Below are 24709 nucleotides of genomic sequence, written 5' to 3' on the forward strand. Positions count from 1 at the left end.
AAGTCAATGCGTGTAGAGGCCTTGCCATGCGCCCGGGGCGATACCCATTGTCCTGCTGAATGCACGGGTAAAGCTTGATTGTTCTGAGTAGCCCAAGGCCGTACTGATCTCGGCCAGCGACAGGCTACGGTCGCGCAACATATCCATCGCCAGCCGGATTCTTTCCTGCGTCAACAATGCCGAAAACGTCAGGCCGTTTCCCTTGAGCTTGCGTTGCAGGGTGCGTGGACTGACTTCGAGGATTGCCGAAAACTCTGCCAAGTTTTGGACTTGCCCGTCGAGAAGATAGGGCCTCAGCACTTCGCCCAATGTTCGCGACGGCTGCGATTTCGCCGTCTCATACAAATGCCCCGGACCCGGTGGGGTCGAGGTGACTGCAGCAAATCTGCGCGAAAGGAGCGCCCCGGGAAACCTGACCTCGAGTTGAGGACAACCGCATGACACCCGGGTTCCTGGCAATAGTCTGTCGATTTCCGCAGGGCTGGCCCACGTTGACATCACGGCCACGGAGTCAGGCGCGAAATCCCGGCCAAGTACACTGCGCATGATCTGAACGATGATCCACACACAGTTCCAGTCCGAATAATTCAACCACGTCGAATTTGGCCGCGGATCCGCCATCGTTATGATGACGACCGCTGTCTGGTTCCGAATCTGAATTGCGCCGCATCTGGTGGGGTTGACGATGTTCAGGGCGACAAAAAAACGCAACAGCGCCTGCCAGACGGACAGCGCCCCGGCGACCCAGCTTTTGAAGGGGTCTTCGAACGCTTCGAACTTTTGTTTGGACGAGGCGTAAAAACCCAGGTTTGCGAATCCCTCACGCCTTCCGAGATCGTGCAGAACCCGGTAAGTACGTGGTGAAAACAATCTGACGTCGGGACGCTCAAGCGCGAGTGTCGGCAAACCGTTTCGGGCGAAGGCGTGTTCGACATTCACCACGGCCCGGGACAATGCCCGAATATGGGGAATAATCCTTGCGGAACGTGTCGATTGCATAATCATCGTAAACGCAACTCTGAATACGAAAAAGGCATACTTCGTCGTTGTCTGATCGCAGCCGACCCTACCGTACGCACGATTGGCAGGCCGGATCGAACAATTGTTGCATAAAGATGTCCGTATTTACCAGTATTTTGGCACGGGACGAACCGACGGTCCATAGGACACCCAGATCACCCATACCTAATTTCGATATGCCAAGGCATTTGAGTCTGGATTTCAATTCACCGCTGCAATCCACGCAGAGTCGAGACCGGGGTTGCGGTTGCCCGACCGTGAGGCGTCGCGGATTAGCGTGGCGACCCTGCTGCAGATCGGGGTCGGGACGGAATGCACTTCGCCCAGCCGGATGATCTCGCCCTGCAAACTGTCGATTTCGGTCGGTCGCCCCGCCTTGAGGTCATATGCCATCGACGTGCGGGCGCTGGGGTCGATGGTCAGCATCTGCGCGGCGATCCGGGTAAAGACCGGTGTGGGCAGACGCAGGATATGAGGCACCATCCAGGCGGGCACCGGAGTGTGCGAAGCCACCTCGATGCGGGCGGCTTTCAGCACGCGCAGCGCCTCGACCATCTGGTCGGCCATCAGCCGCCGCCACTCCCGGTCCAGCAACTGTTCGCGCAGGGTCAGCCCGGACAGGGCATTGAGCGCGTTGTTGAGGTTGATCACCAGCTTGCCCCATTGCACCGCTTCGATCCGCGTGGTCTCGACAATCGGCAGGTATGGCACCGACAACTTCCAGGCCAGGTCGCCCGGACCACCCTTTATCATGATGTCGCCTGATGTCGCCCGATGCCAGGTTGCGGGGCCGGTGGGGACCACGTTGAACGGCACCATCGCGGGGCGGATATCCCGTTTGGGCAAATGCGCGCGGAGCATCCGGGCATTTGCAAGACCGTTCTGGAAGGACAACACCGGGGTGATGGCCAGCGCGTATTGGCCGATCAGGTCCGCCATCTCTTGGGTCGCGCCGGTTTTGACGGTGACGATAACGGCATCGGCCAGTGCCATGCAGGCGGGATCCGTCGTCAGTGTAAAACGGTCGGCCGGGACGGTCAGCTTGAGTCCCGAGAAATCGGTGACCGTGAGACCGTGCTCTTCGATCCGGTCGAGGATGCGCGAACGGCCCAGCAGCGTGACGTCATGGCCACTTGCCGCCAACAATCCGCCGCAAAAACAGCCGATGCTGCCCGCGCCCGCGATGGTTATGTGCATGCCCCCGTGCCCCCTTTCCCCGGCGCTATCATTGGGTGAATCCGGCGCCAAGGCAACGGGGCTATTGCGCACGGCGCTGACGGCGGTCCTTTAGGCGGGTGTGGGCTTCGGGTGTGCCGTCATGGAAGGTGCCGAACCAGAGGTCCCATGGCATTTCCAGATTGCCATAGTTCACCTCGAAGTAGCGGTGGTGCATTTGGTGGTGGAAGGTACCCAGCGCTAAAGTTTTGCGATCACGCACCAACAGGCTTTCGAAACCGGTATGTGAACTGGCTGCCGTCAGGCCCTGATGGAACAGATGGAACAGGATGTGCATGGGGTGCGACGGCACAATCAGGTGGATCACAACAGAGGAGAAAAAGAAAAATGCCTCGACAGGGTGCATGGACAGACCGGACCACGGACCAACATTGACGTTGCGATGATGCAGGGCATGCGCCAGCCGATAGAGCGGCCCCCAATGCAACGCCCGATGGATCCAGTAGAAATGGAACGAAATCCAGACCGGTGTCAGCAGCAGGATCAACACGAAGAGAAAGGGGTGGTCTGACGGTATGAGCACCGGCAGCCAGCCGCGCGCCATGCCATGCAATATTGCCACTTCCCAGAGCGTCCAGCAGCCAACACCGCTGGTCAGGCTCCAGAACATGTTGTCATGTATCTGATTGGAAAAGCTGAACTGCCGCCCCTTGTCCGACAGCGGGCGCGGGTCGAATTTCAGGCGGTCACCCTGCAGTTTGCGACCGAAGAAAAACAGGTGCAGCCCGCCAGCAACCAGCAGCATCAGCCCGATGTTGCGCAGCCAGATGAGCGCAATCCAATCCGGTGACAGGGTGGCCATACGGTCAAGCGAAGGCGTCAGCCAGATCCAGCTGATCATGGCCAGCGCCAGCACGATCACGTTCTCGGCGACGCCAAGCCACCGCGCGGTAACCCAGCGCACCATGCGGCGCGGGTCAGGCGGCCATGAAAAGAATGGAGAAACCAGAATTGGCGTTTCCGGAATGTGAGCCCATCCGGGCAACTGCGGTTTGGTCATCGGAGGCTCCGTACGGATGCAGCACACCGTGACAGCTTTGACTTCCCATGAAAAACAGAAAATATTTGAGAATAAGAACAGAAAAATCGAATTGGGCCTGGATATGGATGAATTGCGCCTGTCGTTGCGCATGCTGCGGTCTTTCATGGTTGCGGTCGAAACCGGATCAATCGCCGGCGCGGCAGAGGTATTGAATCTGGCACCATCGGCAGTTGCCGCTGCGCTGGACCGGGTTGAGGCCGAGTTCGGCACGACGCTGGTCCGGCGCGCACGGGCCCGGGGCATAGCGCCAACCCCGGCTGGTCAGGCGCTGGCTGCGCGGGTGCGTGGCCTGATTGAGAGCTATGGCGACGTCATGCACGAAGGGTACGCGTTGGGTCATGCGCTACAGGGCAAATTGCATATCGGTTATTACGCCCCCACCGCGCCCGCGTTTCTGCCAGCCATTCTGAACCCACTGCTGGCAAGGCACCCGAATATCACGCTTGATTTGCGTGAATGCGACAACATCACCGCGCAAACCGGTTTGCTGGAGGGCAGGCTGGATATCAGCATCTTTGCCGGAGACGAGTTGCTGGCCGGTGTGGAAACGCGTCCGCTGCTGGATTTGCCGCCCTACGTGCTGCTGCCCGAGGGCCATGCCCTGGCCGCAGACGCAGAGATCGATCCGCAAGCTTTGACGGGACAGCCGATGGTGGTGTTGGATCTGCCGCTTGCAGGCCCTTATGTGCGTGGTTTGCTACGGCGGGCCGGGATAGAGCCGCACATCGCTGCCACGGCCAGCACGCTGGAAATGGTGCGGGCGCTGGTCGGGGCCGGGTTGGGTATCGCCGTATTGAACATGCGCCCCAAAACGATGCTGAGCTATGCAGGTGATCCGCTGGTTGCGCGACCGCTGGGCGGCGGTCTGCCCGGTTTGCATCTGGTTTCGGGGAGGGCCGAAGGTCCTCCGCGCAAGGTGGTTCAGGTAATAGAGACGGCGCTGCACGACTGGTTCGCAGGGCCGGAGGCGCAGGCATTGGTTATGCCCGGCGCGACGGCCGGGCAATCCCCGATCACTGCTCCAGACACCAGCGCATGATGGCCTTTTGCGCGTGCAGGCGGTTCTCGGCCTCATCGAAGATGACCGAGTTCGGCCCGTCCATGACCTCGGAGGTTGCTTCTTCCTCACGATGTGCGGGCAGGCAGTGCATGAACAGCGCGTCAGGTTTGGCATGTGACATGAGTTCCGCGTTGACCTGATAGGGGCGCAGCATGTTGTGACGACGTTCCTTGGCGGATTGACTGTCATGCATCGAAACCCAGGTGTCGGCAACCACCAGATCAGCGCCCTCGACCGCTTTGTGCGGGTCCCGTTCGATGACGACTCTGGAACCCTTCTGGCGGGCAAAACCCATGAACTCTTCTTCAGGGTCAAGCTGGGCCGGGCCGCTGAAGGTCAGATCGAAGCCGAATTGACCGGCGGCGTGCAGGAACGAGGCGCAGACATTGTTGCCATCGCCGGTCCAGACCACTTTCTTGCCCGCGATGGGGCCGCGGTGTTCCTCGAACGTCAAAACATCGGCCATGATCTGGCAGGGATGGGTGCGATCGGTCAGGCCGTTGATGACGGGCACGTCGGAATATTCGGCCATCTCGGTCAGGATGGTCTCATCAAAGGTGCGGATCATGATCATGTCGACATAGCGCGACAGCACACGGGCCGTATCGGCAATGGTTTCGCCGTGACCCAGCTGCATGTCCTTACCTGACAGCACCATGGTCTGGCCGCCCATCTGGCGCACGCCAACGTCAAAGGACACGCGCGTCCGGGTGGAGGGCTTTTCGAAGATCAGCGCGACCATGCGGTCTTTCAGCGGCTGTTCGTCATCAGGGGCGGCCTTGGGACGGCCCAGACGCGCCTGTTTCATCGCGTCCGCCTGATCGATCATGGACCGCAACGCGGTGGCATCGGTTTTGTGGATGTCGAGAAAATGGTTCATATCGCTTCGCTTTTGGCTGGTCGGGCGGTGGGGGCCTTACCCCCACACCCCCGGAGTATTTGGGAAAAGATGAAGCTCAGGCAGTTGCGAGCTGTGTTTCGATCTGATTGGCGGCCTTTTCGAGGCGGATCATGGCCTGGGCGATGTCATCCTCGGTCAGGGTCAGGGGCGGCAGCAGGCGGATGACGTTGTCGGCGGCGGGGACGGTGATGACCAGATTGTCATAGCCCGCATTGACCACATCTATATTTGGCGCCTTGCATTTCAGGCCGAGCATCAGGCCCGATCCGCGCACCTCTTCGAAGACCTCGGGGTGATCGGCGACCAGGCCTTCGAGTTTCTGGCGCAACAGGCCGGCCTTGCGGTTGACACCTTCGAGAAAGGCGGGTGTGGCGACCTGATCGATCACCGCACAGCCCACGGCGCAGCCCAGCGGGTTGCCGCCATAGGTGGAGCCATGCGTGCCTGCGGTCATACCGGACGCCGCATCTTCGGTTGCCAGCACAGCGCCGAGGGGGAAACCACCGCCGATGCCTTTGGCGACCATCATGATATCCGGGGTGATCCCGGCCCATTCATGGGCGAAGAGCCTGCCGGTCCGACCGACGCCGCATTGCACCTCGTCCAGGATCAGCAGCAGACCGTGTTCGTCGCAAATGGCACGCAGGGCCTTGAGTTCGGCATCGGGTACGGGGCGGATGCCACCCTCGCCCTGTATCGGTTCGATCAGGATGGCTGCGGTATTTTCCGTGATGGCGTCGGTGACACCGTCGAGATCGCCAAAGGTGACGTGGACAAAGCCCGGCAAAAGCGGGCCAAAGCCTTTGGTCATCTTCTCGGACCCGGCCGCAGCGATGCCCGCCGACGACCGGCCATGGAAGGAGCCGTCGAAGGTGATGATCTCAACCCGTTCGGGCTGGTCTTTGTCATAGAAATACTTGCGGGCCATTTTCACGGCCAGTTCACAGGCTTCGGTACCGGAATTCGTAAAGAAAACCGTATCCGCAAAGGTGTGTTCGACCAGCTTGTCTGCCAGTGCCTGCTGTTGCGGGATGTTGTAGAGGTTCGAGACATGCCACAGCGCATGGGCTTGTTCCGTCAGGGCGGCCACCAGCGCCGGATGGGCGTGGCCCAGCGCGTTCACCGCGATCCCTGCGCCGAGGTCGAGAAAACGTCGGCCATCCGCCTCGGTCAGCCAGGCGCCTTCGCCCTTTACAAATGACAAGGGCGCGCGGTTATAGGTCGGCAGAACGGACGGGATCATGGGATCATCCTTTTCGGGTCGTTTGAGCCTCGTGAGTGATACACGAAGGCCCGGTTCGTCAACAGATTTGGTGAGATTTGTGCCAATTTGGCAGGCACATGGGATCAAACAGGCCGATTACGCAGAGAGGCGTCGGCGTCGGAGCAGCTGGATATGTGCGCGTTTGATCATGGCCGCTCTATAGCCGCGAAAAGACTGCCTGAAAACCCTATTATTGCCGCCGGGTCAAAATTGCCGTCGGATCATCCCGCCGAGCGCCAGCGGTCGAGCTTGCCCATGCCGCGGGTGAAAGCCCAGGCAAGGATGCGGGGCATGCCTTTGGCGACAAGGGCATCGACGCAATGAGACTGGAACTCTTCCAGCGATGCGTCGGGATGGCGGAACGCACCGTTTTCGTAACACAGCGAGCAGTAACGCGTGCTTCGCCCGCCGTCAGCTTCGGACCCGCCGCCCTGGGGATCTTTTGACAGCGGCATGCCGCAACTTTGGCATTTGGGACCCATGGTGCTTGTCCTTGCAGATAATGACTGTCTGACATAGGATCAAAACCATGGAGTTGAGTCAACGGTTTTGAAACATGCGGATCGGGGAACTTGCGCGGCGCAGCGGGCTGAGCCGTGACACGCTGAGGTTTTATGAACGGCAGGGGTTGATCCGGTCAGGCCCGGGTCCGGACAACACCAACAGCTATCGCGACTATCCCGAAGACGCGCTGATCACGCTGGAGCAAATTGCCGATGCACAGGCGGCAGGCATTAGCATTGCAGAACTGGTCATGTTGCTGGGGCAGTTGGACGCCGCCGATCCCGACAGCTTTGACGGCGAGGCGTTTTTGCAGGACCGGATTGACGAGGTCGAAGCACGGATCGCACGGGCAGAGCGTTTTTTGGACAGCCTCAAACAAGCCAAGGCGGCGCTGGCGGCCCCACCGGTTTTGCGCTGAGCGCTGAATTGCGTCTTGCCAAGGCCCCTTTTTTGGCGCACCGCTTTCGCCCATGTTCACCCCGAAGGCGCAAAATCCTGCTTTGGCCGCAGGGCTGATCTTTGTCGCGACCGCCTTTATCGCGGCGACGACGCTGTTGGCCAAGGCCTTGGGGACGGATACACTCGGGCCTCCCTTGCACGCGATGCAGATCAGTCACGGGCGGTTTCTGTTCGCTTTTCTGGTTATCGTTATGGCGGTGGCGGCGTTCCGCCCACACCTGACGCGGCCCCATTGGAGGCTGCATCTGGGCCGGACGAGTTTCGGCTGGGCCGGTGTGACGCTGATGTTTGCTTCGGTCGCCTATATTCCGATGGCGGACGCCACCGCGATTTCCTTTCTCAACCCGGTATTCGGCATGGTGCTGGCAATCCCACTTTTGGGCGAGCGGGTTGGCCCGTGGCGCTGGCTGGCGGCAGGTGTCGCGCTTATCGGGGCACTGGTTCTGCTGCGCCCTACGCCGGCGAGTTTTCAGCCTGCGGCTCTGCTAGCGCTGACGGCAGCGGCAGTGATTGGAATGGAGCTGATTTTCATCAAAAAGCTGGCGGGGCGCGAGATCGCGTTGCAGGTTCTGATGATCAACAACGCGATGGGCCTGACCATTGCGTCGGTGGCCGTACTATTCGTCTGGCACGAACCCACGCCCGCCCAATGGGCGGCGCTGGCGGGCGTTGGCGTTTTGATGGCTTGTGCGCAATTCTGTTTCGTCAATGGTATGGCGCGTGCCGATGCCTCTTTCGTGGCGCCGATCAGCTATGCCACGCTGATCTTTGCTGCGTGTTATGACTTTGCTGCCTTTTCTGTCGTTCCCGATCTGGTCACGGTCACGGGGGCCGCGATCATCCTGATAAGCGCGCTTATCCTGGTCTGGCGAGAAGCGAGACGCCGCTAAGCTTATGTTCCACGCAACCCAGTAAAATTCCCGAAATCCGGGTCCATGCGCGACGCCCATGTCGCAATTGTTGATGAAGCAATGGTGCAATCCGGCAATTTTGGCGCTTGTTGGTTAGAAAGATTGCCACATGCACGAAAGACGCATTCCCGAGTGGGTTCGCCACGCTCCTGCCCCATCCGTTCGCGATTTCGGCATCCTTGCCGGTCTCGAAGCGGTTGTGCGCGGCATTCTGATCTCGGTCTTTCCCCTGGTGCTGTACCGGGCGCTGCAGGATGCGGCACAGGTCTCGTTTCTGTATTTCCTGGTTGGCATCGCCTCGCTGTCCGCAGGTCTGATGGTACCTTTTGCCATCCGTTTCATCCCGCGCCGCTGGGCCTATACGGGCGGTACGCTACTCTATGTCACCGGGGCCGGTCTTGCCATTCAGGGCACGCCTGAAACCGTCATGGCGGCGCTGGCCTGCAATACGGTGGCCGCAGTTGTCACCTTCATCTGCTTCAACGCCTATGTGCTGGACTATATCGATCGGATCGAGCTGGGAAGATGCGAAACGAGCCGGATGTTCTATAGCGCTTTGGGCTGGACAGCCGGGCCGATGGCCGGGGTGCTATTGATGGAGGTCTGGCCACCTGCCCCGTTTGTCATAAGCGGTACGGCAGCGATCCTGATGCTGGCGGTGTTTTGGTGGCTGAGGCTGGGCAACGGCAAGCTGATCGCAAAAGCGCGCGGTCCGGCACGAAATCCACTGGCCTTTCTGCCGCGCTTTTTCGCGCAGCCGCGGCTGGTTGCCGGGTACATGTTTGCCATGATCCGGTCCTGCGGCTGGTGGATTTATGTGGTCTATCTGCCAATCTTTGCCATCGAAAACGGGTTAGGTGAGCAGCTGGGCGGCATCCTGTTGTCGCTGACCAACGCCATGCTGTTTGCAGCGCCGCTGATCCTGCGCTGGGTGCAGGGGCGGTCGCTGCGCAGCGCGGTCCGTATCGGGTTTCTGGCCTGCGCGGCCTGTTTCGCCGGGGCGGGCGTGTTGTCGGGCTGGCCCGTCGTGTCGGTAACCAGTTTGGTCCTCGGCTCGGTTTGGTTGATCGTGCTGGATATCTGTGCCGGACTGCCATTCCTGCTGGCAGTCAAACCGTCCGAGCGCACCGAGATGTCGGCGATCTATTCCAGTTATCGCGATGTCTCGGGCATTCTGACACCTGGCGTTGCCTCGGTGGTCTTGCTGGTAGCACCGGTTGCGGGCGTTTTTGCCGCCGGTGGTCTTGCGCTGTTCGGTGCCTGGCAGGTCGCGGCGCGCCTGCATCCCAGGCTTGGACGACCGCGCATAGCGTTGCTGCCGGGTACGCTGGCCGAGCCGGAAACCGCCTAGGATTTGAGCCGGTATCCGGTTCTGATCATCTGCCATGTCACGCAACAAACCGCGACAGTCGCCAGCGTGCAGATCACCAGACCCACAAAAGGAGAGCTGTCGGAAACGCCGATCATCCCGAAGCGCAGCCCGTCAATAAGGTAAAAAACCGGATTGGCATGGGACAGCCGGTTCAGTACCGGCGGCAGCGCTTCGACCGAGTAGAAGGTGCCGGACAAGAAGGCCAGCGGCGTAACGATGAAGTTGGTGATCGCCGCCATCTGGTCGAACTTGTTGGCAAAGATCCCGGCAAATAGGCCAAGTGCACCCATGAAGGCGCCGCCGAGGATGACAAAGGCAAGGGCGACGAGCGGATGGTACGGAATCATTCCCAGCACCAGCGCCAATGCGATGCTGACGGCCAGCGCAATCAGGACGCCGCGGGCAACGCCCCCGGCAAGATAGCCCAGCAGAATTTCCAGCGGCGAGAGCGGCGGCATCAGCGTGTCGACGATATTGCCCTGCACCTTGGCTATCACCATTGACGACGAGGTGTTGGCAAAGGCGTTCTGGATCACCGTCATCATCATAATGCCTGGAGCCAGGAAGGTCAGGAATGGCACTCCCATCACATCGGGGCGCCCGGGCCCGATTGCGATGTTGAAGATCAGCAGGAACAGCCCGGCGGTCACCAGTGGCGCCAGCAAGGTCTGGGTCCAAACCGCGAGAAATCGCTGCACTTCGCGCTGCGCCAGCGTATAGAGACCCATCCAGTTGCAGCGGCCAAAGCGTGGTGCGCCCCGATCGACGAAATTCTGCATCATCCGCCCCTCATCCGATTCGAAGACAGCTTGTAACTCGGCGCACAGTGATTAGAATAGGGGCCTATGACGAATTCCGAAGGCGGCCGCGATCAAGGGGGCCGCTTTCCCGCTTTTGAAAGGCAACCCATGTCCTGGACTGACGAGCGTGTAGAGCTGCTCAAGAAAATGTGGGGCGAAGGCCAGTCGGCCAGCCAGATCGCCAAGGAATTAGGTGGGGTCACCCGCAACGCGGTAATCGGCAAGGTGCATCGTCTGGGCCTGTCGAACCGCACTACGGGCGCAGCTGCGGCCAAACCGGAACCCAAGGAAAAACCGACCCCCGCCCCGAAAGCCGAAGCAAAACCGAAACCCGCCCCCAAGACCGAACCGGCGCGCCCAGCCCCGGCGCCTGCGGTCGAGACCAAACCGGCCACACCGCCGCGCCGCCAGATCATCCCGGCGGGCCAACCGCTGCCGCCGCAACCTTCGGCCAATGAAATCAGCCCCGAAGCACTGGCCAAGGTCAACGAGATCGAGAAAAAGGCCAAGAAGCTGACACTGATGGAATTGACCGAGCGGACTTGCAAATGGCCCGTCGGCGATCCGGCGACCGAGGATTTCTGGTTCTGCGGCCTGCCTGTGGAACAGGGAAAACCCTATTGCGAGGCGCATGTGGGCGTGGCCTTTCAGCCAATGAGCGCCCGCCGCGACCGGCGGCGCTGAAACCTTTCCACAACCAGACAATGAACTACTCCGGTTTTCGGCGTGGTTTTGTTGCAGGGCATTACTGAACAGGAAGGTTGCTTGAACGCGTCGCGCCCCTTTTGGGGAAATCAGGGGCGCTGCCCCTCTTGCCCTGCGGGCAATTCACCCCCGGGGTATTTGGGACTAGAATGAAACAGACGCAGCCTGACTGAGTTGCAGAAATAAAAAGCCCGGGCAGTACGCCCGGGCGTACACTCGTTACTCACATTCAGCCGATTTACTTGGTCGGAGCGCTGGAGGTGAAATTCGGGATCACGTTGGTCGATGCGGCATCGGGCTCGATGCCCGGCCAGTTCCCCTGAGCCAGATTGATGTTGCCGGGGATATCCTCTTCCCAGAAACCGACAACGTTCTTGGTGATGTTGAGATAAAGCTTGTCATCCACGATGCGCCACAGGTTCGGGTTGCCCGGAACCTTGCCGCCGCGCGACACGCCATAGGCGCAATGGCCGTCGTATTGCGGCGCGAAATGTTCTGGATTTGAAAGAAACTTTTCGCGATTCTCCTCGGAGACGAATGCCCAGGTGGCGCCGTTGTATTCGGCGGTGAAGGCGGCGTTGCCCTTGACGCCTTCGGGCTGCGCCTGACCGACGGCCGATTGCGCCAGATCGCGATAGGCGACGACATCATAGCCGGACGCGGCGTAGCCGGTTCCGTCAACATATTGCGGGCCGGCATAGGCAGGAATGGCAAAGGCGGCCGTGGCGGCCAGCGCAGCAAGAAGACGTTTCATCAAATCGGTCCTTTCGGTTTTCCAATGCGCCGTGTGGCGGCGTCGGTTGATCTGCGAGGACAATATTCATTTCGGGCCGGGAACGAAGAGGGCCTCGCGGCTCTGTGACGGGCAAAGAAGTTTCGTGAGCTGAAATCGGGATATGTTACAGCTTTTTTATTCCACCTCAGGGGGTAGACATAGAAAAATGAAATATTAACTGAGCAAGAGGCACCCGGTGGCACGAACAACTCGAAGAGGCGCAGAATGAGCGATCTAACCAGCTATACTCCCCCGAAGATCTGGGTGTGGGACCGGGAAAACGGCGGGCAATTCGCCAATATCAACCGTCCCATAGCCGGCGCGACCCATGACCAGGACCTGCCGGTAGGCAAACATCCGATACAGCTTTACTCGCTAGCCACGCCGAACGGGGTGAAGGTGACGGTCATGCTTGAAGAGCTTCTGGAGCAGGGGCACGAAGGCGCCGAGTACGATGCGTGGCTGATCCAGATCGGGGACGGCGACCAGTTCAGTTCGGGCTTTGTCGAGATCAATCCGAATTCAAAGATCCCTGCGCTCGTCGACCGGTCCGGGGATGAACCGGTGCGGGTATTCGAGAGCGGTTCGATCCTGTTTCATCTGGCCGAAAAATTCGGGGCTTTCCTGCCTGCAAGCGGCCCGGCGCGCACCGAGGTGATGAACTGGCTGTTCTGGCAGATGGGCAGCGCGCCCTATCTGGGCGGCGGCTTTGGTCATTTCTACGCCTATGCGCCGGAGAAATGGGAATATCCAATCAACCGCTTTGCCATGGAGGTCAAACGGCAGTTGGATGTGCTGGATCGGGAGTTGGCGAACAAGACCTATATCGCTGGTGAAGACTATTCGATTGCGGACATGGCGATCTGGCCTTGGTACGGACAACTGGTGCTGGGCCGAAACTATGGCGCGGCCGAATTTCTGGATGCGGAAAGCTATGAGAACGTGATGCGCTGGTCCAGGCAGATCGATGCCCGCCCGGCGGTGAGCCGGGGCCGCATGGTCAACAAGACATCAGGCGAGCCGAAGTTCCAGTTGCGCGAGCGGCACGCGGCGTCGGATTTCGAAACCCGCACGCAGGACAAGCTGGAGGACGCGGCGGAATAACCGCCCGACCGCTGCTGGAAGCGCCCAGTTGTTATGATGCGCCGAGCGTTACTTGAGGATCGGCGGCTTGGACGGGTCGCTGCCCGGTGCCGGACGCAGAGGCTGCGGCGTCTCGGGCTGAGTCAGATCAAAACACAAGCCCGTCTTCGCCAGCTTTTCAACAGCGCTGTCAGAGGCGGAGAAGAACCCGACATCCATTGTCCCAGCCTCGATGCCGGAAAAGGTCAAAGCCTCGGAGGCGGCCTTGGCCAAAGCCCCCTCCGCGCCATCTACAGCACCGACAAAGGCCAGAAGGTGCCCGCGGGTGCCAGTTTCGTCTTCGGTCCCGACCAGATACGCGCGTTGGACCAACCCGGCCGCAGTCGCAAGCTTGACGTCGAGCGCCTGGATCAGGACATCCGGCAAGCCCTTCGGGGCGAGAAACCGAGTGATTCGCGCCGATACCTCGTCGGGTTCGTGGCCGAGCGCATCGCTGAGCCACGCCAGCGCTTCGGCCGGGATCAGGATCGAGGATGGGGCAACTTCGAGGTTCAGACCCAGACCGATACCCTGCCCCGCCAGCATCGACGACAGCACCCGTCCCGACAATGCCGCATAGGGGGCGGGACGCCCGGCGAATTGCGCCAGCCTGTCCTCGCGGTCGAAAGCCAGCACGAAGCGGCCATCCGCCACGTCGAAAAGCTCGGGCGAGATGTTTTCACCCTGCGCCTCTTTGGTCAGCATCAGAAACAGTTCGCTGTCGGCCAACCTTTCATAGAAGCGCAAACGGGCGGCGTCGCTGTCGGGGGTGGCCTCGATTGCCGCATGAGCGACGTCCAGGGCAGTTGTTTCAGTCATTCAGAACCTCCTGCACCCGGGCGCGCAGCACCGGCAGCAGCTCTGCCTCGAACCACGGGTGTTTCCTGAGCCATGCCGTATTGCGCCAGGACGGGTGAGGCAAGGCAAAGACCCGCGGCGCATGGTCTCGCCAATTGCGAACGGTCTCGGTGACGGGGGCGCGGGCACGCAGGTGGTATTTGTGGGCGTGGCCGCCAACCAGAACGGTCAGAGGCATCTCTCCCAACTCGTCGATGACTCGGTCGTGCCAGGTGCGGCGACAGATCGGCGGTGGCGGCAGGTCTGCATTGCGGGCATCGTACCCGGGAAAGCAGAACGCCATCGGAACCACGGCAACGCGGGACAGGTCGTAAAAGATATCCTCGTTCAGCCCAAGCCAGTCGCGCAGCCGGTCACCAGAGGGATCGGTGAAGGGGCGGCCCGACGCATGGACCCGTGCGCCCGGAGCCTGCCCCGCGATCAGGATGCGCGCACCGGGACGGAACCAGACAACCGGGCGCGGCTGATGCGCGGTTGCCGTTGCCGCGAACTTGTCGGCACACAGGCGACAGGCGCTGATTTCCCGGGCCACGGTCGATGTCATTGCAGTGTCTCCCCGATCGGGGCGACTTGTGCCGTCTGGCCCCGTAATGCTAGAGGCAGGTCAATGCCCGACCGCACAATTGGCCGGACGCATCAATCCCACGTTGATCATTTGTTTCACATTTCGACATAATGTGGCCAAGATAAAAGTGTACCCGGCATGCGGCCTGCACTGGCAGGGTCCGCGCCCACCGACAAAAACAGAGGCCACCCAGCGGCAGACGCACGATGCTAGAATTCGAGAATGTCAGCAAATCCTTCTGGACGGGCACCCAGCGTAAGGTGATCCTCGACCGCGTTTCCTTTCGGGTCGAGCTGGGAAAATCGCTGGGCATTCTGGCCCCCAATGGTACAGGCAAGACGACGCTGATCAACATGATGGCGGGGCTGGAAAAACCGGACGAGGGCATTATCCGCCGCGAATGCAACATCTCGTTCCCGCTCGGATTCATGGGCGGCGTAATCGGACGCATCTCGGCCATGGAGAACGCCCGCTATATCGCCAGGCTGTATGGAATGGACCCGGATTATGTCGAGGCTTATTGCCGGTGGCTGTGCGATCTGGGGGAGTATTTTGACCAGCCACTTGGCACTTATTCCTCGGGCATGCGGTCACGGTTCACATTTGCGTTGATGCTGGCATTGGATTTCGACATGTACCTGATCGATGAGGGGATGCCCGCAACAACGGATGTGGAGTTCAACAAGAAAGCAGGGTCGATCCTGCAGGAACGGTTGCGCACGACAACCATCGTGATCGTGTCGCACAGCCCGCAGATTCTCGAGAAATTTGCGCATCAGGCTGCCGTCCTGATGGACGGTAAGCTTTATCACTTTGAAACCTTGGAAGAGGCAACGCAGCTTTATGACTACCAAACCCAAGGCTAGGAAATATCGCATCCGGCGCGATCAGGCATCCGGCGCAGGTGAGGACGGACACGAAACCGGTCAGCTTTCACCAGCCGAGCGGATTCGCCGTGCATTGGGCCAGCACGAACCCGAGACGCAGGTGGGTGAAGAACTGGAGGCCATCAAGCGCGAGGGGCTGACCGGGCGACAGTTGCGCGTGGCAAGGCGTCTGGCGCAAAAGCACAAACTGCCCGCAACATCGGATTATGACGCGGTGCGTTTGCTGCGGCAGAAAGGGATCGACCCGACTAGCCGAACCAACGTGCTGGATCTGGTGGTTACGCAAACCCAGTCCGACGATGAACAACCACGCGACCGGATACAGCTGCCGCAAACCATCCGCGAGCGGCGCGAGACCCTGCCCTCGACCGAACTCAGCCCGTCGCAACGTCGCGAGATGGAGATCGGCAAGATTCAGCGCGATATTGCTCGGCGTCGCCGCAGAAAGATGTTCGGCCTTATGGCCCGTCTGGCGATGTTCGTCATATTGCCCACCGCGCTGGTCGGAACCTATTTCTATCGCTACGCCACGCCGATGTATTCGACCAAGTCCGAATTTGTCATCCTGCAAGCCGACGGAGCACTGGGCAGCGTTGGCAGCCTGTTTGCAGGCACCCAGTTCGCCACCAGCCAGGATTCGATCTCGGTCCAGTCATTCCTGGAATCGAAAGAAGCAATGCTGCTTTTGGATCGCGACGTCGGGTTCAAGTCACAGTTCCAGCAACCCTGGATCGACGAGATACAACGCCTGCCTGGCGATGCCAGCAACGAGGCGGCCTACAAGATCTACAAGCGATCAGTGAAACTTGGCTATGACCCGACCGAGGGTGTCATCCGGATGGAAGTGATCGCCCCTGATCCGCTGGTGGCCACGGAGTATTCCGAAAAACTGATCTCGTATGCCGAAGAACGGGTGAACGACCTGTCCGAACAGAAGCGCGAGGACCAGATGAAGGACGCGCGCGACAGTTTCGAAATGGCGCAGGCGGAACGTCGAAACGCGCAGGAGGCACTGGTCCAATTGCAGCAGGAAGGTGCGATACTGGATCCGGCCAGCGTGATTGCCAGCCTGCGCGCGCGGATCGACCAGGTCGAGGTGCAGTTGCAGGACAAGGAGCTTGAACTGGCCGCATTGCTGGACAACGCCCGCCCGAACAAGGCCAAAGTCGACGGTGCCCAGGCTGATATCCAAAGACTGGAAGCGGTGCTGGCATCGCTCAATGCCGAGATGCTCGACGCCTCGAACGGCGAGAACTCGCTGGCACAGCTGAACGTTCGCATTCAGATGGCACAGGCCGACCTAGCGTCACGGGATCTGATTCTGCAAACAGCATTGCAGCAAATGGAAACCACCCGGATCGAGGCCAACCGTCAGGTGCGCTATCTGACGGTGTTCGTAAACCCCGTGCCCAGCGATGATCCCAGCTATCCACGCAAGTTCGAAAATACGATTTTGGCATTTCTGGTTTTTGCTGGTATCTACCTCATGATCTCGCTTACCGCGTCGATCCTTCGTGAACAGGTATCCTCGTAAGACTCATGAAACATGTAAAAATCGCCGATCTGACAGTGGGCAACGACCTTCCGCTCACCATCATCGCGGGCCCGTGCCAGCTTGAAACCGCCGATCACGCGCAGATGATCGCAGGGCAGATGAAAGAAGCCTGCGAAGCCGCTGGCGCGCAGTACCTTTTCAAAGCCAGCTATGACAAGGCGAACCGGACCTCGCTGTCTGGAAAACGCGGCATGGGCATTGATGCGGGGTTGCAGGTTCTGGATGGTATCCGCAAGACGATGGGCATACCGGTCCTGACCGATGTTCATACCGAAGCGCAGTGTGCCATCGCCGCCGAGGCGGTAGACGTCCTGCAGATCCCAGCGTTTTTGTGCCGCCAGACGGATATGCTGCTGGCTGCGGGTAATACGGGCGCAGTGGTCAATGTAAAAAAGGGTCAGTTTCTTGCGCCGTGGGAGATGCCGAATATAGTCGAAAAGATCGAAAGCACTGGCAATACCAACATCCTGCTGACCGAACGTGGCACTTCGTTCGGCTATAACACGCTGGTGGCTGATATGCGCTCCCTGCCACAAATGGCCCAGACCGGGTATCCGGTGGTGATGGATGCGACCCATTCGGTGCAACAACCCGGCGGGCGCGGCGGTTCGTCCGGCGGCCAACGTGAGTTTGCGCCTGTGATGGCGCGGGCGGCGGTATCGCTGGGAATCGGCGCAGTGTTCATCGAAACCCATCAGGACCCGGACAACGCGCCGTCGGACGGGCCGAACATGATCCCTCTGGATCAAATGCCGCAACTGATTGCCACCCTGATGCGCTTTGATACGCTGGCCAAAGCCTACCCGATCCGGATTTGAACCAAGAGATTACCCATGAGCAAACCCATTACCGAAGTGACACCGAACACCTGGAGTTTTCTGCGGGACGCGATGATCAGGTCGACAGGCTTTCGCGAATATGACGCGCGGTGGAAATACCCCGAAGAAATCAATCTGCCGGGCATGACCGCTCTGGGCCTTGGCCTGGGCACTCAGATGCACAAGCACGGGATTGCGCCGGTAATCGCGGTGGGCAACGACTATCGCGACTATTCTCTGGCGATCAAGAATGCGCTGATCCTCGGGCTGATCCAGGCCGGGATACAGGTCAAGGACATCGGACCGGCCCTGTCACCGATGGCGTATTTCGCCCAATTTCACCTGGATGTGCCCGCGGTGGCGATGGTGACTGCCAGCCACAACCCCAACGGCTGGACCGGGGTGAAGATGGGTTTTGACCGTCCCCTGACCCACGGCCCTGACGAGATGACCGAGTTGCGCGACATCGTGCTGAACGGCGAAGGCATGGCGCGTTCGGGCGGGTCCTATGAGTTCGTGGATGGCGTGAAAGAGGCTTATATTGACGATCTGGTTGGCGATTTCCGCATGTCGCGTCCGCTCAAGGTGGTCTGTGCCACGGGCAACGGCACGGCATCGGCTTTTGCGCCCGAAATCTTCCAGCGGATGGGGGTCGAGGTGGTGCCCAGCCACAACCGGCTGGATTACACGTTTCCGCACTACAATCCCAATCCCGAAGCGATGGAGATGCTGCATGACATGGCAGCCACGGTGAAAGCGTCGGGCGCCGATCTGGCGTTGGGCTTTGACGGAGACGGCGACCGTTGCGGTGTGGTGGACGACGAGGGCGAAGAGATATTCGCCGATAAGGTGGGCGTGATCATGGCGCGCGACCTGTCAAAGCTGCATCCAGGTGCGACCTTTGTGGCGGATGTGAAATCGACCGGCCTGTTCGCCTCGGACCCCGAGCTGCGCAAAAACGGCGTGACGGCGGATTACTGGAAAACCGGCCACAGCCACATGAAACGGCGCGTGAAAGAGATCGGCGCGCTGGCCGGGTTCGAAAAATCGGGGCACTACTTTCTGGCTGAGCCGGTGGGGCGTGGTTATGACTGCGGCATGCGCGTGGCGGTCGAGATCTGCAAGATGCTTGACCGCAACCCCGGCAAATCCATGTCGGATCTGCGAAAGGCGCTGCCCAAGACGTGGTCGACCCCCACAATGTCGCCCTATGCGTCGGATACCGAAAAATACGAAATTCTCAACCGGCTGGTGGACAAGCTGGTCGCCAAGCATGGCGCTGGCGAAACCTTTGCCGGGCGTGCAATCAAGGAAGTGGTTACCGTCAACGGCGCGCGCGTGATCCTGGATAATGGCAGTTGGGGACTGGTGCGAGCGTCATCCAACACACCCAACCTTGTGGTCGTGTGCGAAAGCAGCGAAAGCGAGGATGAGATGCGCTCGATCTTTGCCGACATCGATGCGGTGATCCGCACGGAACCCGGCGTCGGCGAGTACGATCAGAAGATCTGAAACTTTCTGCGAGGCTCCGCCTCGCGCTCCGGGGTATTTGACACCGGAAAGAAGCAAGGACGCCTCCTGTTTCTTTCTGGTTCGAACAACCCCCGGGGGGGGCGTGGCCTGCCGCGACGGAGACAGCACACCCTAGTCCACACCCAGCAGCTTGAGCAGGCCTTTTTTGGTCTCGTTCTCCAGCCGGTCCTTGATCAACTCCTCGATGTTCTGGTCTTCGGTCACGGTAGTGTCGAGTTCCTCGCTCAGCTTTTGGCGCAGTTGGTCCTTTGCCTGTGTTTCGACATCCTTGATATTCTTGCCAGTCGCGGCCTCGATCACCTGGCTCAGATCCGGCCGGATCTCGGGGTTGGCCCAGGGACCCACGATCCGAACCGGAATTGCAAGCCCCTCTCCGGCATTGGCGCGCAGGGCAACCGGGGTGAAAAGATAGTCAAGATCCCGCATGCCCAATCCGACGCGTCCTTCGCCATCGGCGCGAAAATTGTCCAGTTGCAGCAACAGATCCCGGTTGAACAGGTTTCCTTGGTCAATGGTGTAACTGGCCGTCAGGCTGTTGAATACGGTGGTGCCCCCCGACCCGGTTCCGGATGTCATCAAGCGGTCCAGATCTATCCCTGAAATGACCCCGCGCCCCATATCGATGCGCCCGTTTCCGGAAAGCGAGCGCATGATCTGATCTTCACTTTGGCCCTCGCCCAAAAACTCCAGCTCCGTCGATGCCAACCCCGACAGGCGATTGATACCGCCCAGGGTTGACAGAGCCTGTTGCGCGTCGATGTCCCGACCCGCCAACTTGCCTGCGACCGACAGACCGTTACGGTTGTTGGCAACAAGTTCGCCGGTCAGTTTGCCGGAAAACAACGTGACCGGGTCCATCTTCAATACGGCGCGCGAGCGATCGAGTGTCAGTGCCACACTGCTTTGCCCCATCTTCAAGTCCAAAACCGAAATCGCCTCGGCGTCGAGTCGGAGCGTGCCGTTCGCCAAGGCCAGAGGGGATGCGTCGATGGTAGATTTCGACCATCCATTCGCGCCACCACCTGCCGATCCGCCAGCGTGCTGACCGGCGGAGCCGATCTGCGTCAGATCGAGATGGCCGGTGCGGAGCCTTGCGGTAACCTTCGGCAGGTCACCGAGAAGGATATCGGCCTCGCCGGCAAAACTGTTCTGGTCGAGACTGACGTTGAGGTCGCGCAGGGCCAGTCGGCCATCCTGAGTATAGGTCGCCTGAGCGGTGACATCTACCGCTTGCCCCAGCCCCTTGGGGAGGCGCGTATCGGGCCGACCAAGTGCCGCCAGAAACCTTGTACTGTCCGAGGTATTGATCCGGATCGTCCCGGATACCTCGCCCGCAATGTTGGCCGATCCGGAAAAAGTGGCGTTGCCGCCCGGTGCTGTCACAACGCTCTTCAATGCGGTCGCGGCACCTGTGCCAAAAGCCGGGAGGTCCGCGATTTCCAGGTCCGCTTCGACGCCGCCCCTGCTGGCCTGCACGCGCAGCGGCGCATCTGCAGATGGCCAGCTGGCGGTCAGGTCCACCATGTCGAAGTCGAAGCGGGCCGCACCATCCTCGACATAGACCAGCCGCGCGTTGGTGAGACGAAGCTGGTCCAGCGTCACCGCCTGACGGGCAACCGAAGTATCGGGCGCGCCAGAGCCACCCTCGGACGTCCGGCTGGGCGCCGGGCCGAACTGCCAATTGCCCCGCCCCTCCGCGAATTCAAGCCGCAGGACCGGATCCTTGGCCACGATCTGCTTGATCTTGATCTGCCCGGACAACAACGAAGCCGCATCGACCCCGACGGACAGCGCGCTGGCGCTGAGCATCGGGTCAGGACCGGCCCAATCGGCATTGGCAAACGTCACGGGGCCGGTCTCGATGCCCAGCACCGGCCAAAAGGACATAGCGACATCACTGCTCAGCGTCAGGTCGCGACCGGTCTGCGCCTTGATCTGATCGGAGACGATCTTGCCCAGCTTGTCTCCCGGCATCAGCAGCAGCGCGCCGATCACTAGCCCGACCACTGCAATCAGGATGAAAACGATCCGCCACAACCAGCGCATATCCCTGCTCCATTTTTTGCTTATGCAAAGCATATGACGCGCCGGTGGGCCGCGCGCAACAATTGCATGGGGGTCACTTCACCTCTATACGCGCGGCCATGAGCACGAACCCGCCAAACCTCCGCCCCGACCTGGCGCCCGCCGCCCGGATCACCGACGCCCCCCGCGCGGGACAGCCGACAATCGGCATGGTCTCGCTGGGCTGCCCCAAGGCTTTGGTGGACAGCGAGCGCATTCTGACGCGGCTGCGCGCCGAAGGTTACGGCATTTCCCCAGACTATGCAGGGGCCGATGCCGTGATCGTGAACACCTGCGGGTTTCTCGACAGCGCCAAGGCGGAAAGCCTGGAGGCGATCGGTGAGGCACTGGTGGAAAACGGCAAGGTGATCGTGACCGGCTGCCTGGGGGCCGAGCCGGACTATATCCGCGAGCATCATCCGCGTATTCTGGCGGTCACCGGGCCGCACCAGTATGAACAGGTGCTGGACGCGGTGCATGCCGCCGTGCCGCCCGATCCCAATCCGTTTGTCGATCTGCTGCCCGCGAGCGGCGTCAAGCTGACCCCGCGCCATTACAGCTATCTCAAGATTTCCGAAGGCTGCAATCACAGGTGCAAGTTCTGCATCATTCCCGACATGCGTGGGCGTCTGGCCAGCCGGCCGGCCCATGCGGTGTTGCGCGAGGCTGAAAAGCTGGTCGAAAACGGCGTGCGCGAATTGCTGGTGATATCACAGGACACCTCGGCCTATGGGCTGGACCGCAAGTATGACGTGAACCCGTGGAAGGACCGTGAGGTGCGCAGCCACATCACCGATCTGGCGCGAGAACTTGGACAGTTCGATGCCTGGGTGCGGTTGCACTATGTCTATCCCTACCCGCATGTGCGCGAGTTGATCCCTTTGATGGCGGATGCGGGTTGCAACGTGCTGCCCTATCTGGATATTCCGTTCCAACACGCGCACCCGGATGTGTTGAAACGCATGGCGCGACCCGCAGCGGCGGCGAAAACGCTGGACGAGATCGCCGCGTGGCGCTCGGTGTGTCCCGACGTCACCCTGCGCTCGACCTTCATCGTGGGTTATCCGGGCGAGACCGAGGCCGAGTTCCAGACCCTGCTGGACTGGATGGAAGAGGCTCAGTTGGACCGTGTGGGTTGTTTTCAGTACGAAAACGTGGACGGCGCGCGGTCAAATGACCTGCCGGATCACGTGCCTGCCGTGGTCAAGCAGGAACGCTGGGAGCGGTTCATGGAAAAGGCGCAGGCGATTTCCGAGGCCAAGCTGGCGGCCAAGGTGGGCCAGACCATCGAGGTGATCGTGGACGAGGTCGACGCTGAGGCCGCCACCTGCCGCACCAAGGCCGACGCGCCCGAGATCGACGGAAACCTGTTCATCGATGAAGGCTTCGAGGGGTTGAAGCCGGGGGATATCGTGACGGTCGAGGTGGACGAAGCCGGGGAGTATGATTTGTGGGGACGGCTGTCGCGTTCTAAATCGATCCTTGACCTTGACCCGCATATTGAATCCCCGCATCCACAAGGTAATTAAAACACCGTAGATACATTTGCCTTGCCCTGATCCTTTCCTTTGGCAAAGAAGCATGAGATTTGAACGAAAATTCCTTTTTTACAGCTTATTGATAACACTGGGCTTTTTTCAACTGCCAACTAGCTTGCCGGAAGTGGACTCTCCCCGGAGTGCACCGTGGGCTTACCTCCTGTATTGGGGACTATCCTGCGCCCCTCTGGTTCCACTTTTTCTAGCTCAAATTTGTGCCGTGACCGGTTGGCGCTTTCCAAATGCTGTTGCCTCAAGCGGAGCGTTTTTGATCGGGTTGGTCGGGACTTCTCTTGGCAGCGCTTTGGCAGTTTTTTCCGGCGCAGGATCGAACTTGGCGCTCATTTACAACCTTTCAATAACCACCGCTATCGTCGCCTCAGTTTTGCTTCTGTCACAAAAGCGCAAAGGGCGTGAATTGGAAACATACGCTTGGAAGGTTTTCATGCTTCCGGTAGTTGTGTCGATTTGGTCTGTCACGATGGTCGGCGTCACCTCCGTAAAAGCCATTCTATTGTCTGGTGGAAACCCATATTGTATCGCCGCGCATGGCATCGATTCCGATGTGAGTACCTTTGCCCAACTCCGTGCCCTGTCATTCCACACAACAAAAACGGGTTACAAGTTGAATTCGGAATGGTACTTTCATGGCTTGCTTATCATCGAAACTCACGAAGAGCAGGAAGTATTCAATTGGTCGCCTAGACGAATGGATTTTTTTCGCCTCGATCACCCCGAGAGCTTCTTTGTCAATCCGTCAGACAGTTGTACGCCTCGCAAAGGGTTTTTAGGGCGATTGACACTCATTTGATGCTCCTGTGAAAATCGACAGTGAAGCCAAATAGCGTCCGTGAGATGCATTTCTCTATTCTTGCCTTCTGTGCCTTTCCCCAAATCGTGACCCGAATTCATTGGCCTTTCGGTCCGACTCCCCCCATCCTTGACGTGGTCCGCCGACCCTGAAAAAGGAGGCTTTCATGTTCAAACCAACATTACTTGCGGCGACCGGCGCGGTGATGGCTTTGGTGGCAAACCTTCTCGCCAGCCCGGCCACGGCCCATGACAGTGACGATGCTATCGCGGGGTTCATTGCGCTTGGGGCCGTCGCGCTCAGCCTGCAGGACCGCAGCAAGCACCGGGTGCACCGCTATTACATCGCACCGCAGCCCAAACCGCATGTGCGCAAGCCGAACGTACATCACAGCAAAGCGTATGCGCCGCGCCATTACAAAGGCGCCAAGCGCCGCGTCTATGGGTATTATCCGTATTACGCGCCGGTACACCGTCCGGCCCGCAGTCACAGTTTCAACCGGGGCTATCGCTATTACGGGTTCTGAGCGGGCCTATAGAAGCCCCAGCAGCACAACCGCCCAGGCCACGCCCGCAGCAATCGCGGTCAGGGCAACGCCGGCGCTGGCGGCGTCTTTGGCCTGCCCCGCCAGTTCGTGGTGATCGGTCGAGGTGTGATCCACCGCCCGTTCGATCGCCGTGTTGAACAGCTCGGCGGCCAGAACCAGAACGCCCAGCGCCAGGATCAGCGCGCGTTCACCGGTGGTGATCGGCAAATAGAATGCCAACGTCGCCGAAATCAGGTTGGCCCAGATCCATGAACGAAAGGAGTATTCGCTGCGCCATGTGGCGACCAGGCCGTACCAGCTCCAGACTGTCCGGTTTTTCGTATGTTCAATGAATTGCCGCATCGACCCTCCGCGCGGTCACT

Annotated in this window: 25 protein-coding genes; 13 read left to right on the top strand and 12 right to left on the bottom strand. The window is 60.0% G+C overall.

The window, feature by feature from the left end; translation table 11 throughout:
- Positions 1–3: 3 nt before the first annotated feature.
- The 3 genes from ACR0LZ_RS08895 to ACR0LZ_RS08905 all read right to left on the bottom strand — a co-directional run bounded on the left by ACR0LZ_RS08895 (position 4) and on the right by ACR0LZ_RS08905 (position 3256).
- On the bottom strand, positions 4–1005 hold the full coding sequence (locus tag ACR0LZ_RS08895; protein ID WP_480749442.1) for a helix-turn-helix transcriptional regulator: 1002 nt from the start codon (positions 1003–1005) through the stop codon (positions 4–6).
- A gap of 216 nt (positions 1006–1221) precedes the next feature.
- A complete protein-coding gene (locus tag ACR0LZ_RS08900) occupies positions 1222–2217 on the bottom strand; it encodes a 2-dehydropantoate 2-reductase (RefSeq protein ID WP_480749443.1) in 996 nt (331 codons plus the stop codon).
- 61 nt (positions 2218–2278) lie between these two features.
- Positions 2279–3256, bottom strand: a complete 978-nt coding sequence (locus ACR0LZ_RS08905) for a sterol desaturase family protein (RefSeq protein WP_480749444.1) — start codon at positions 3254–3256, stop codon at positions 2279–2281.
- A gap of 103 nt (positions 3257–3359) precedes the next feature.
- On the opposite strand from ACR0LZ_RS08905, the gene ACR0LZ_RS08910 reads away from it, so the two are divergent.
- Positions 3360–4337, top strand: coding sequence for a LysR family transcriptional regulator (locus tag ACR0LZ_RS08910; RefSeq protein ID WP_480749445.1), 978 nt, complete (start codon positions 3360–3362; stop codon positions 4335–4337).
- Here ACR0LZ_RS08910 and argF read toward each other — a convergent pair.
- The 3 genes from argF to ACR0LZ_RS08925 form a co-directional block, all read right to left on the bottom strand.
- Positions 4312–5238: an ornithine carbamoyltransferase gene (gene argF / locus ACR0LZ_RS08915; protein ID WP_480749446.1), complete on the bottom strand. Its 927-nt coding sequence runs from the start codon at positions 5236–5238 to the stop codon at positions 4312–4314. The genes ACR0LZ_RS08910 and argF overlap by 26 nt on opposite strands.
- Positions 5239–5314: 76 nt before the next feature.
- The gene (locus ACR0LZ_RS08920) at positions 5315–6502 is read right to left on the bottom strand and encodes an acetylornithine transaminase (RefSeq protein WP_480749447.1); all 1188 of its coding nucleotides are present in this window, start codon (positions 6500–6502) and stop codon (positions 5315–5317) included.
- A gap of 242 nt (positions 6503–6744) precedes the next feature.
- On the bottom strand, positions 6745–7005 hold the full coding sequence (locus ACR0LZ_RS08925; RefSeq protein WP_209598147.1) for a zinc ribbon domain-containing protein: 261 nt from the start codon (positions 7003–7005) through the stop codon (positions 6745–6747).
- A gap of 74 nt (positions 7006–7079) precedes the next feature.
- Here ACR0LZ_RS08925 and ACR0LZ_RS08930 point away from each other — a divergent pair, with 74 nt between their 5' ends.
- The 3 genes from ACR0LZ_RS08930 to ACR0LZ_RS08940 all read left to right on the top strand — a co-directional run bounded on the left by ACR0LZ_RS08930 (position 7080) and on the right by ACR0LZ_RS08940 (position 9748).
- Positions 7080–7445 (top strand): MerR family transcriptional regulator, encoded by a 366-nt coding sequence (locus tag ACR0LZ_RS08930; protein WP_480749448.1) that lies wholly within the window; start codon positions 7080–7082, stop codon positions 7443–7445.
- Between the two features lie 52 nt (positions 7446–7497).
- Entirely contained in the window at positions 7498–8376 is an 879-nt protein-coding gene (locus tag ACR0LZ_RS08935; RefSeq protein WP_480749449.1) for a DMT family transporter, read from the top strand.
- A gap of 130 nt (positions 8377–8506) precedes the next feature.
- Positions 8507–9748 (top strand): MFS transporter, encoded by a 1242-nt coding sequence (locus ACR0LZ_RS08940; RefSeq protein WP_480749450.1) that lies wholly within the window; start codon positions 8507–8509, stop codon positions 9746–9748.
- On the opposite strand, the gene ACR0LZ_RS08945 is transcribed toward ACR0LZ_RS08940, so the two are convergent.
- Positions 9745–10548, bottom strand: a complete 804-nt coding sequence (locus tag ACR0LZ_RS08945) for an ABC transporter permease (protein ID WP_480749582.1) — start codon at positions 10546–10548, stop codon at positions 9745–9747. The two genes, ACR0LZ_RS08940 and ACR0LZ_RS08945, sit on opposite strands and share 4 nt — an antisense overlap.
- A gap of 129 nt (positions 10549–10677) precedes the next feature.
- On the opposite strand from ACR0LZ_RS08945, the gene ACR0LZ_RS08950 reads away from it, so the two are divergent.
- A complete protein-coding gene (locus ACR0LZ_RS08950) occupies positions 10678–11253 on the top strand; it encodes a GcrA family cell cycle regulator (RefSeq protein WP_480749451.1) in 576 nt (191 codons plus the stop codon).
- 259 nt (positions 11254–11512) lie between these two features.
- On the opposite strand, the gene ACR0LZ_RS08955 is transcribed toward ACR0LZ_RS08950, so the two are convergent.
- Positions 11513–12028: a YHS domain-containing (seleno)protein gene (locus ACR0LZ_RS08955; RefSeq protein WP_480749452.1), complete on the bottom strand. Its 516-nt coding sequence runs from the start codon at positions 12026–12028 to the stop codon at positions 11513–11515.
- Positions 12029–12274: 246 nt separating this feature from the next.
- Here ACR0LZ_RS08955 and yghU point away from each other — a divergent pair, with 246 nt between their 5' ends.
- Complete coding sequence (yghU, locus tag ACR0LZ_RS08960) at positions 12275–13153, top strand: glutathione-dependent disulfide-bond oxidoreductase (RefSeq protein WP_480749453.1); 879 nt, start codon at positions 12275–12277, stop codon at positions 13151–13153.
- A 48-nt stretch (positions 13154–13201) separates the two neighbouring features.
- Here the strand turns inward: yghU and ACR0LZ_RS08965 are convergent, their stop codons facing one another.
- Together ACR0LZ_RS08965 and ACR0LZ_RS08970 are read right to left on the bottom strand one after the other, a co-directional pair.
- Positions 13202–13990: an SseB family protein gene (locus tag ACR0LZ_RS08965; protein WP_480749454.1), complete on the bottom strand. Its 789-nt coding sequence runs from the start codon at positions 13988–13990 to the stop codon at positions 13202–13204.
- Positions 13983–14573: a uracil-DNA glycosylase family protein gene (locus ACR0LZ_RS08970; RefSeq protein WP_480749455.1), complete on the bottom strand. Its 591-nt coding sequence runs from the start codon at positions 14571–14573 to the stop codon at positions 13983–13985. Before ACR0LZ_RS08970 ends, ACR0LZ_RS08965 begins: the two co-directional genes overlap by 8 nt.
- 227 nt (positions 14574–14800) lie before the next feature.
- Between ACR0LZ_RS08970 and ACR0LZ_RS08975 the strand changes: the two genes are divergently transcribed.
- The 4 genes from ACR0LZ_RS08975 to ACR0LZ_RS08990 are packed head-to-tail and all read left to right on the top strand — an operon-like array spanning position 14801 to position 19366.
- Positions 14801–15460 carry an ABC transporter ATP-binding protein gene (locus tag ACR0LZ_RS08975; RefSeq protein WP_480749456.1) on the top strand — a complete coding sequence of 220 codons (660 nt, stop codon included), beginning with the start codon at positions 14801–14803 and terminating at the stop codon, positions 15458–15460.
- The gene (locus ACR0LZ_RS08980) at positions 15438–17015 is read left to right on the top strand and encodes a KpsE/RkpR family capsule polysaccharide export protein (protein ID WP_480749457.1); all 1578 of its coding nucleotides are present in this window, start codon (positions 15438–15440) and stop codon (positions 17013–17015) included. The genes ACR0LZ_RS08975 and ACR0LZ_RS08980 overlap by 23 nt, the downstream gene beginning before the upstream one ends.
- A gap of 5 nt (positions 17016–17020) precedes the next feature.
- The gene (kdsA, locus tag ACR0LZ_RS08985; protein WP_480749458.1) at positions 17021–17854 is read left to right on the top strand and encodes a 3-deoxy-8-phosphooctulonate synthase; all 834 of its coding nucleotides are present in this window, start codon (positions 17021–17023) and stop codon (positions 17852–17854) included.
- Positions 17855–17869: 15 nt separating this feature from the next.
- A complete protein-coding gene (locus ACR0LZ_RS08990) occupies positions 17870–19366 on the top strand; it encodes a phosphomannomutase/phosphoglucomutase (protein ID WP_480749459.1) in 1497 nt (498 codons plus the stop codon).
- 132 nt (positions 19367–19498) lie between these two features.
- On the opposite strand, the gene ACR0LZ_RS08995 is transcribed toward ACR0LZ_RS08990, so the two are convergent.
- Positions 19499–21433, bottom strand: coding sequence for an AsmA family protein (locus ACR0LZ_RS08995; RefSeq protein ID WP_480749460.1), 1935 nt, complete (start codon positions 21431–21433; stop codon positions 19499–19501).
- Between the two features lie 98 nt (positions 21434–21531).
- Here ACR0LZ_RS08995 and rimO point away from each other — a divergent pair, with 98 nt between their 5' ends.
- The 3 genes from rimO to ACR0LZ_RS09010 all read left to right on the top strand — a co-directional run bounded on the left by rimO (position 21532) and on the right by ACR0LZ_RS09010 (position 24326).
- Entirely contained in the window at positions 21532–22980 is a 1449-nt protein-coding gene (gene rimO, locus ACR0LZ_RS09000; RefSeq protein WP_480749461.1) for a 30S ribosomal protein S12 methylthiotransferase RimO, read from the top strand.
- 52 nt (positions 22981–23032) lie between these two features.
- Positions 23033–23800, top strand: coding sequence for a hypothetical protein (locus ACR0LZ_RS09005; protein ID WP_480749462.1), 768 nt, complete (start codon positions 23033–23035; stop codon positions 23798–23800).
- Between the two features lie 166 nt (positions 23801–23966).
- Positions 23967–24326 carry a hypothetical protein gene (locus ACR0LZ_RS09010; protein ID WP_480749463.1) on the top strand — a complete coding sequence of 120 codons (360 nt, stop codon included), beginning with the start codon at positions 23967–23969 and terminating at the stop codon, positions 24324–24326.
- Between the two features lie 6 nt (positions 24327–24332).
- On the opposite strand, the gene ACR0LZ_RS09015 is transcribed toward ACR0LZ_RS09010, so the two are convergent.
- Positions 24333–24689: a diacylglycerol kinase gene (locus ACR0LZ_RS09015; protein ID WP_480749464.1), complete on the bottom strand. Its 357-nt coding sequence runs from the start codon at positions 24687–24689 to the stop codon at positions 24333–24335.
- Between the last annotated feature and the right edge of the window lie 20 nt (positions 24690–24709).

The organism is Ruegeria sp. CI1, from assembly GCF_056536925.1.

Excerpts from the sequence above, each read along its gene's own strand:
- ACR0LZ_RS08910 (WP_480749445.1), top strand. The coding sequence starts at position 3,360 with ATGGATGAATTGCGCCTGTCGTTGCGCATGCTGCGGTCTTTCATGGTT.
- ACR0LZ_RS08935 (WP_480749449.1), top strand. The coding sequence starts at position 7,498 with ATGTTCACCCCGAAGGCGCAAAATCCTGCTTTGGCCGCAGGGCTGATC.
- ACR0LZ_RS08950 (WP_480749451.1), top strand. The coding sequence starts at position 10,678 with ATGTCCTGGACTGACGAGCGTGTAGAGCTGCTCAAGAAAATGTGGGGC.
- ACR0LZ_RS08980 (WP_480749457.1), top strand. The coding sequence starts at position 15,438 with ATGACTACCAAACCCAAGGCTAGGAAATATCGCATCCGGCGCGATCAG.
- ACR0LZ_RS08940 (WP_480749450.1), top strand. The coding sequence starts at position 8,507 with ATGCACGAAAGACGCATTCCCGAGTGGGTTCGCCACGCTCCTGCCCCA.
- ACR0LZ_RS08930 (WP_480749448.1), top strand. The coding sequence starts at position 7,080 with ATGCGGATCGGGGAACTTGCGCGGCGCAGCGGGCTGAGCCGTGACACG.
- ACR0LZ_RS08995 (WP_480749460.1), bottom strand. The coding sequence starts at position 21,433 with ATGCGCTGGTTGTGGCGGATCGTTTTCATCCTGATTGCAGTGGTCGGG.
- ACR0LZ_RS08965 (WP_480749454.1), bottom strand. The coding sequence starts at position 13,990 with ATGACTGAAACAACTGCCCTGGACGTCGCTCATGCGGCAATCGAGGCC.
- ACR0LZ_RS08955 (WP_480749452.1), bottom strand. The coding sequence starts at position 12,028 with ATGAAACGTCTTCTTGCTGCGCTGGCCGCCACGGCCGCCTTTGCCATT.
- ACR0LZ_RS08970 (WP_480749455.1), bottom strand. The coding sequence starts at position 14,573 with ATGACATCGACCGTGGCCCGGGAAATCAGCGCCTGTCGCCTGTGTGCC.
- kdsA (WP_480749458.1), top strand. The coding sequence starts at position 17,021 with ATGAAACATGTAAAAATCGCCGATCTGACAGTGGGCAACGACCTTCCG.
- ACR0LZ_RS08905 (WP_480749444.1), bottom strand. The coding sequence starts at position 3,256 with ATGACCAAACCGCAGTTGCCCGGATGGGCTCACATTCCGGAAACGCCA.
- ACR0LZ_RS09005 (WP_480749462.1), top strand. The coding sequence starts at position 23,033 with ATGAGATTTGAACGAAAATTCCTTTTTTACAGCTTATTGATAACACTG.
- ACR0LZ_RS08945 (WP_480749582.1), bottom strand. The coding sequence starts at position 10,548 with ATGCAGAATTTCGTCGATCGGGGCGCACCACGCTTTGGCCGCTGCAAC.
- yghU (WP_480749453.1), top strand. The coding sequence starts at position 12,275 with ATGAGCGATCTAACCAGCTATACTCCCCCGAAGATCTGGGTGTGGGAC.
- ACR0LZ_RS09015 (WP_480749464.1), bottom strand. The coding sequence starts at position 24,689 with ATGCGGCAATTCATTGAACATACGAAAAACCGGACAGTCTGGAGCTGG.
- ACR0LZ_RS08975 (WP_480749456.1), top strand. The coding sequence starts at position 14,801 with ATGCTAGAATTCGAGAATGTCAGCAAATCCTTCTGGACGGGCACCCAG.
- ACR0LZ_RS08990 (WP_480749459.1), top strand. The coding sequence starts at position 17,870 with ATGAGCAAACCCATTACCGAAGTGACACCGAACACCTGGAGTTTTCTG.
- ACR0LZ_RS08920 (WP_480749447.1), bottom strand. The coding sequence starts at position 6,502 with ATGATCCCGTCCGTTCTGCCGACCTATAACCGCGCGCCCTTGTCATTT.
- ACR0LZ_RS08925 (WP_209598147.1), bottom strand. The coding sequence starts at position 7,005 with ATGGGTCCCAAATGCCAAAGTTGCGGCATGCCGCTGTCAAAAGATCCC.
- ACR0LZ_RS08900 (WP_480749443.1), bottom strand. The coding sequence starts at position 2,217 with ATGCACATAACCATCGCGGGCGCGGGCAGCATCGGCTGTTTTTGCGGC.
- ACR0LZ_RS08895 (WP_480749442.1), bottom strand. The coding sequence starts at position 1,005 with ATGATTATGCAATCGACACGTTCCGCAAGGATTATTCCCCATATTCGG.
- ACR0LZ_RS09010 (WP_480749463.1), top strand. The coding sequence starts at position 23,967 with ATGTTCAAACCAACATTACTTGCGGCGACCGGCGCGGTGATGGCTTTG.
- argF (WP_480749446.1), bottom strand. The coding sequence starts at position 5,238 with ATGAACCATTTTCTCGACATCCACAAAACCGATGCCACCGCGTTGCGG.
- rimO (WP_480749461.1), top strand. The coding sequence starts at position 21,532 with ATGAGCACGAACCCGCCAAACCTCCGCCCCGACCTGGCGCCCGCCGCC.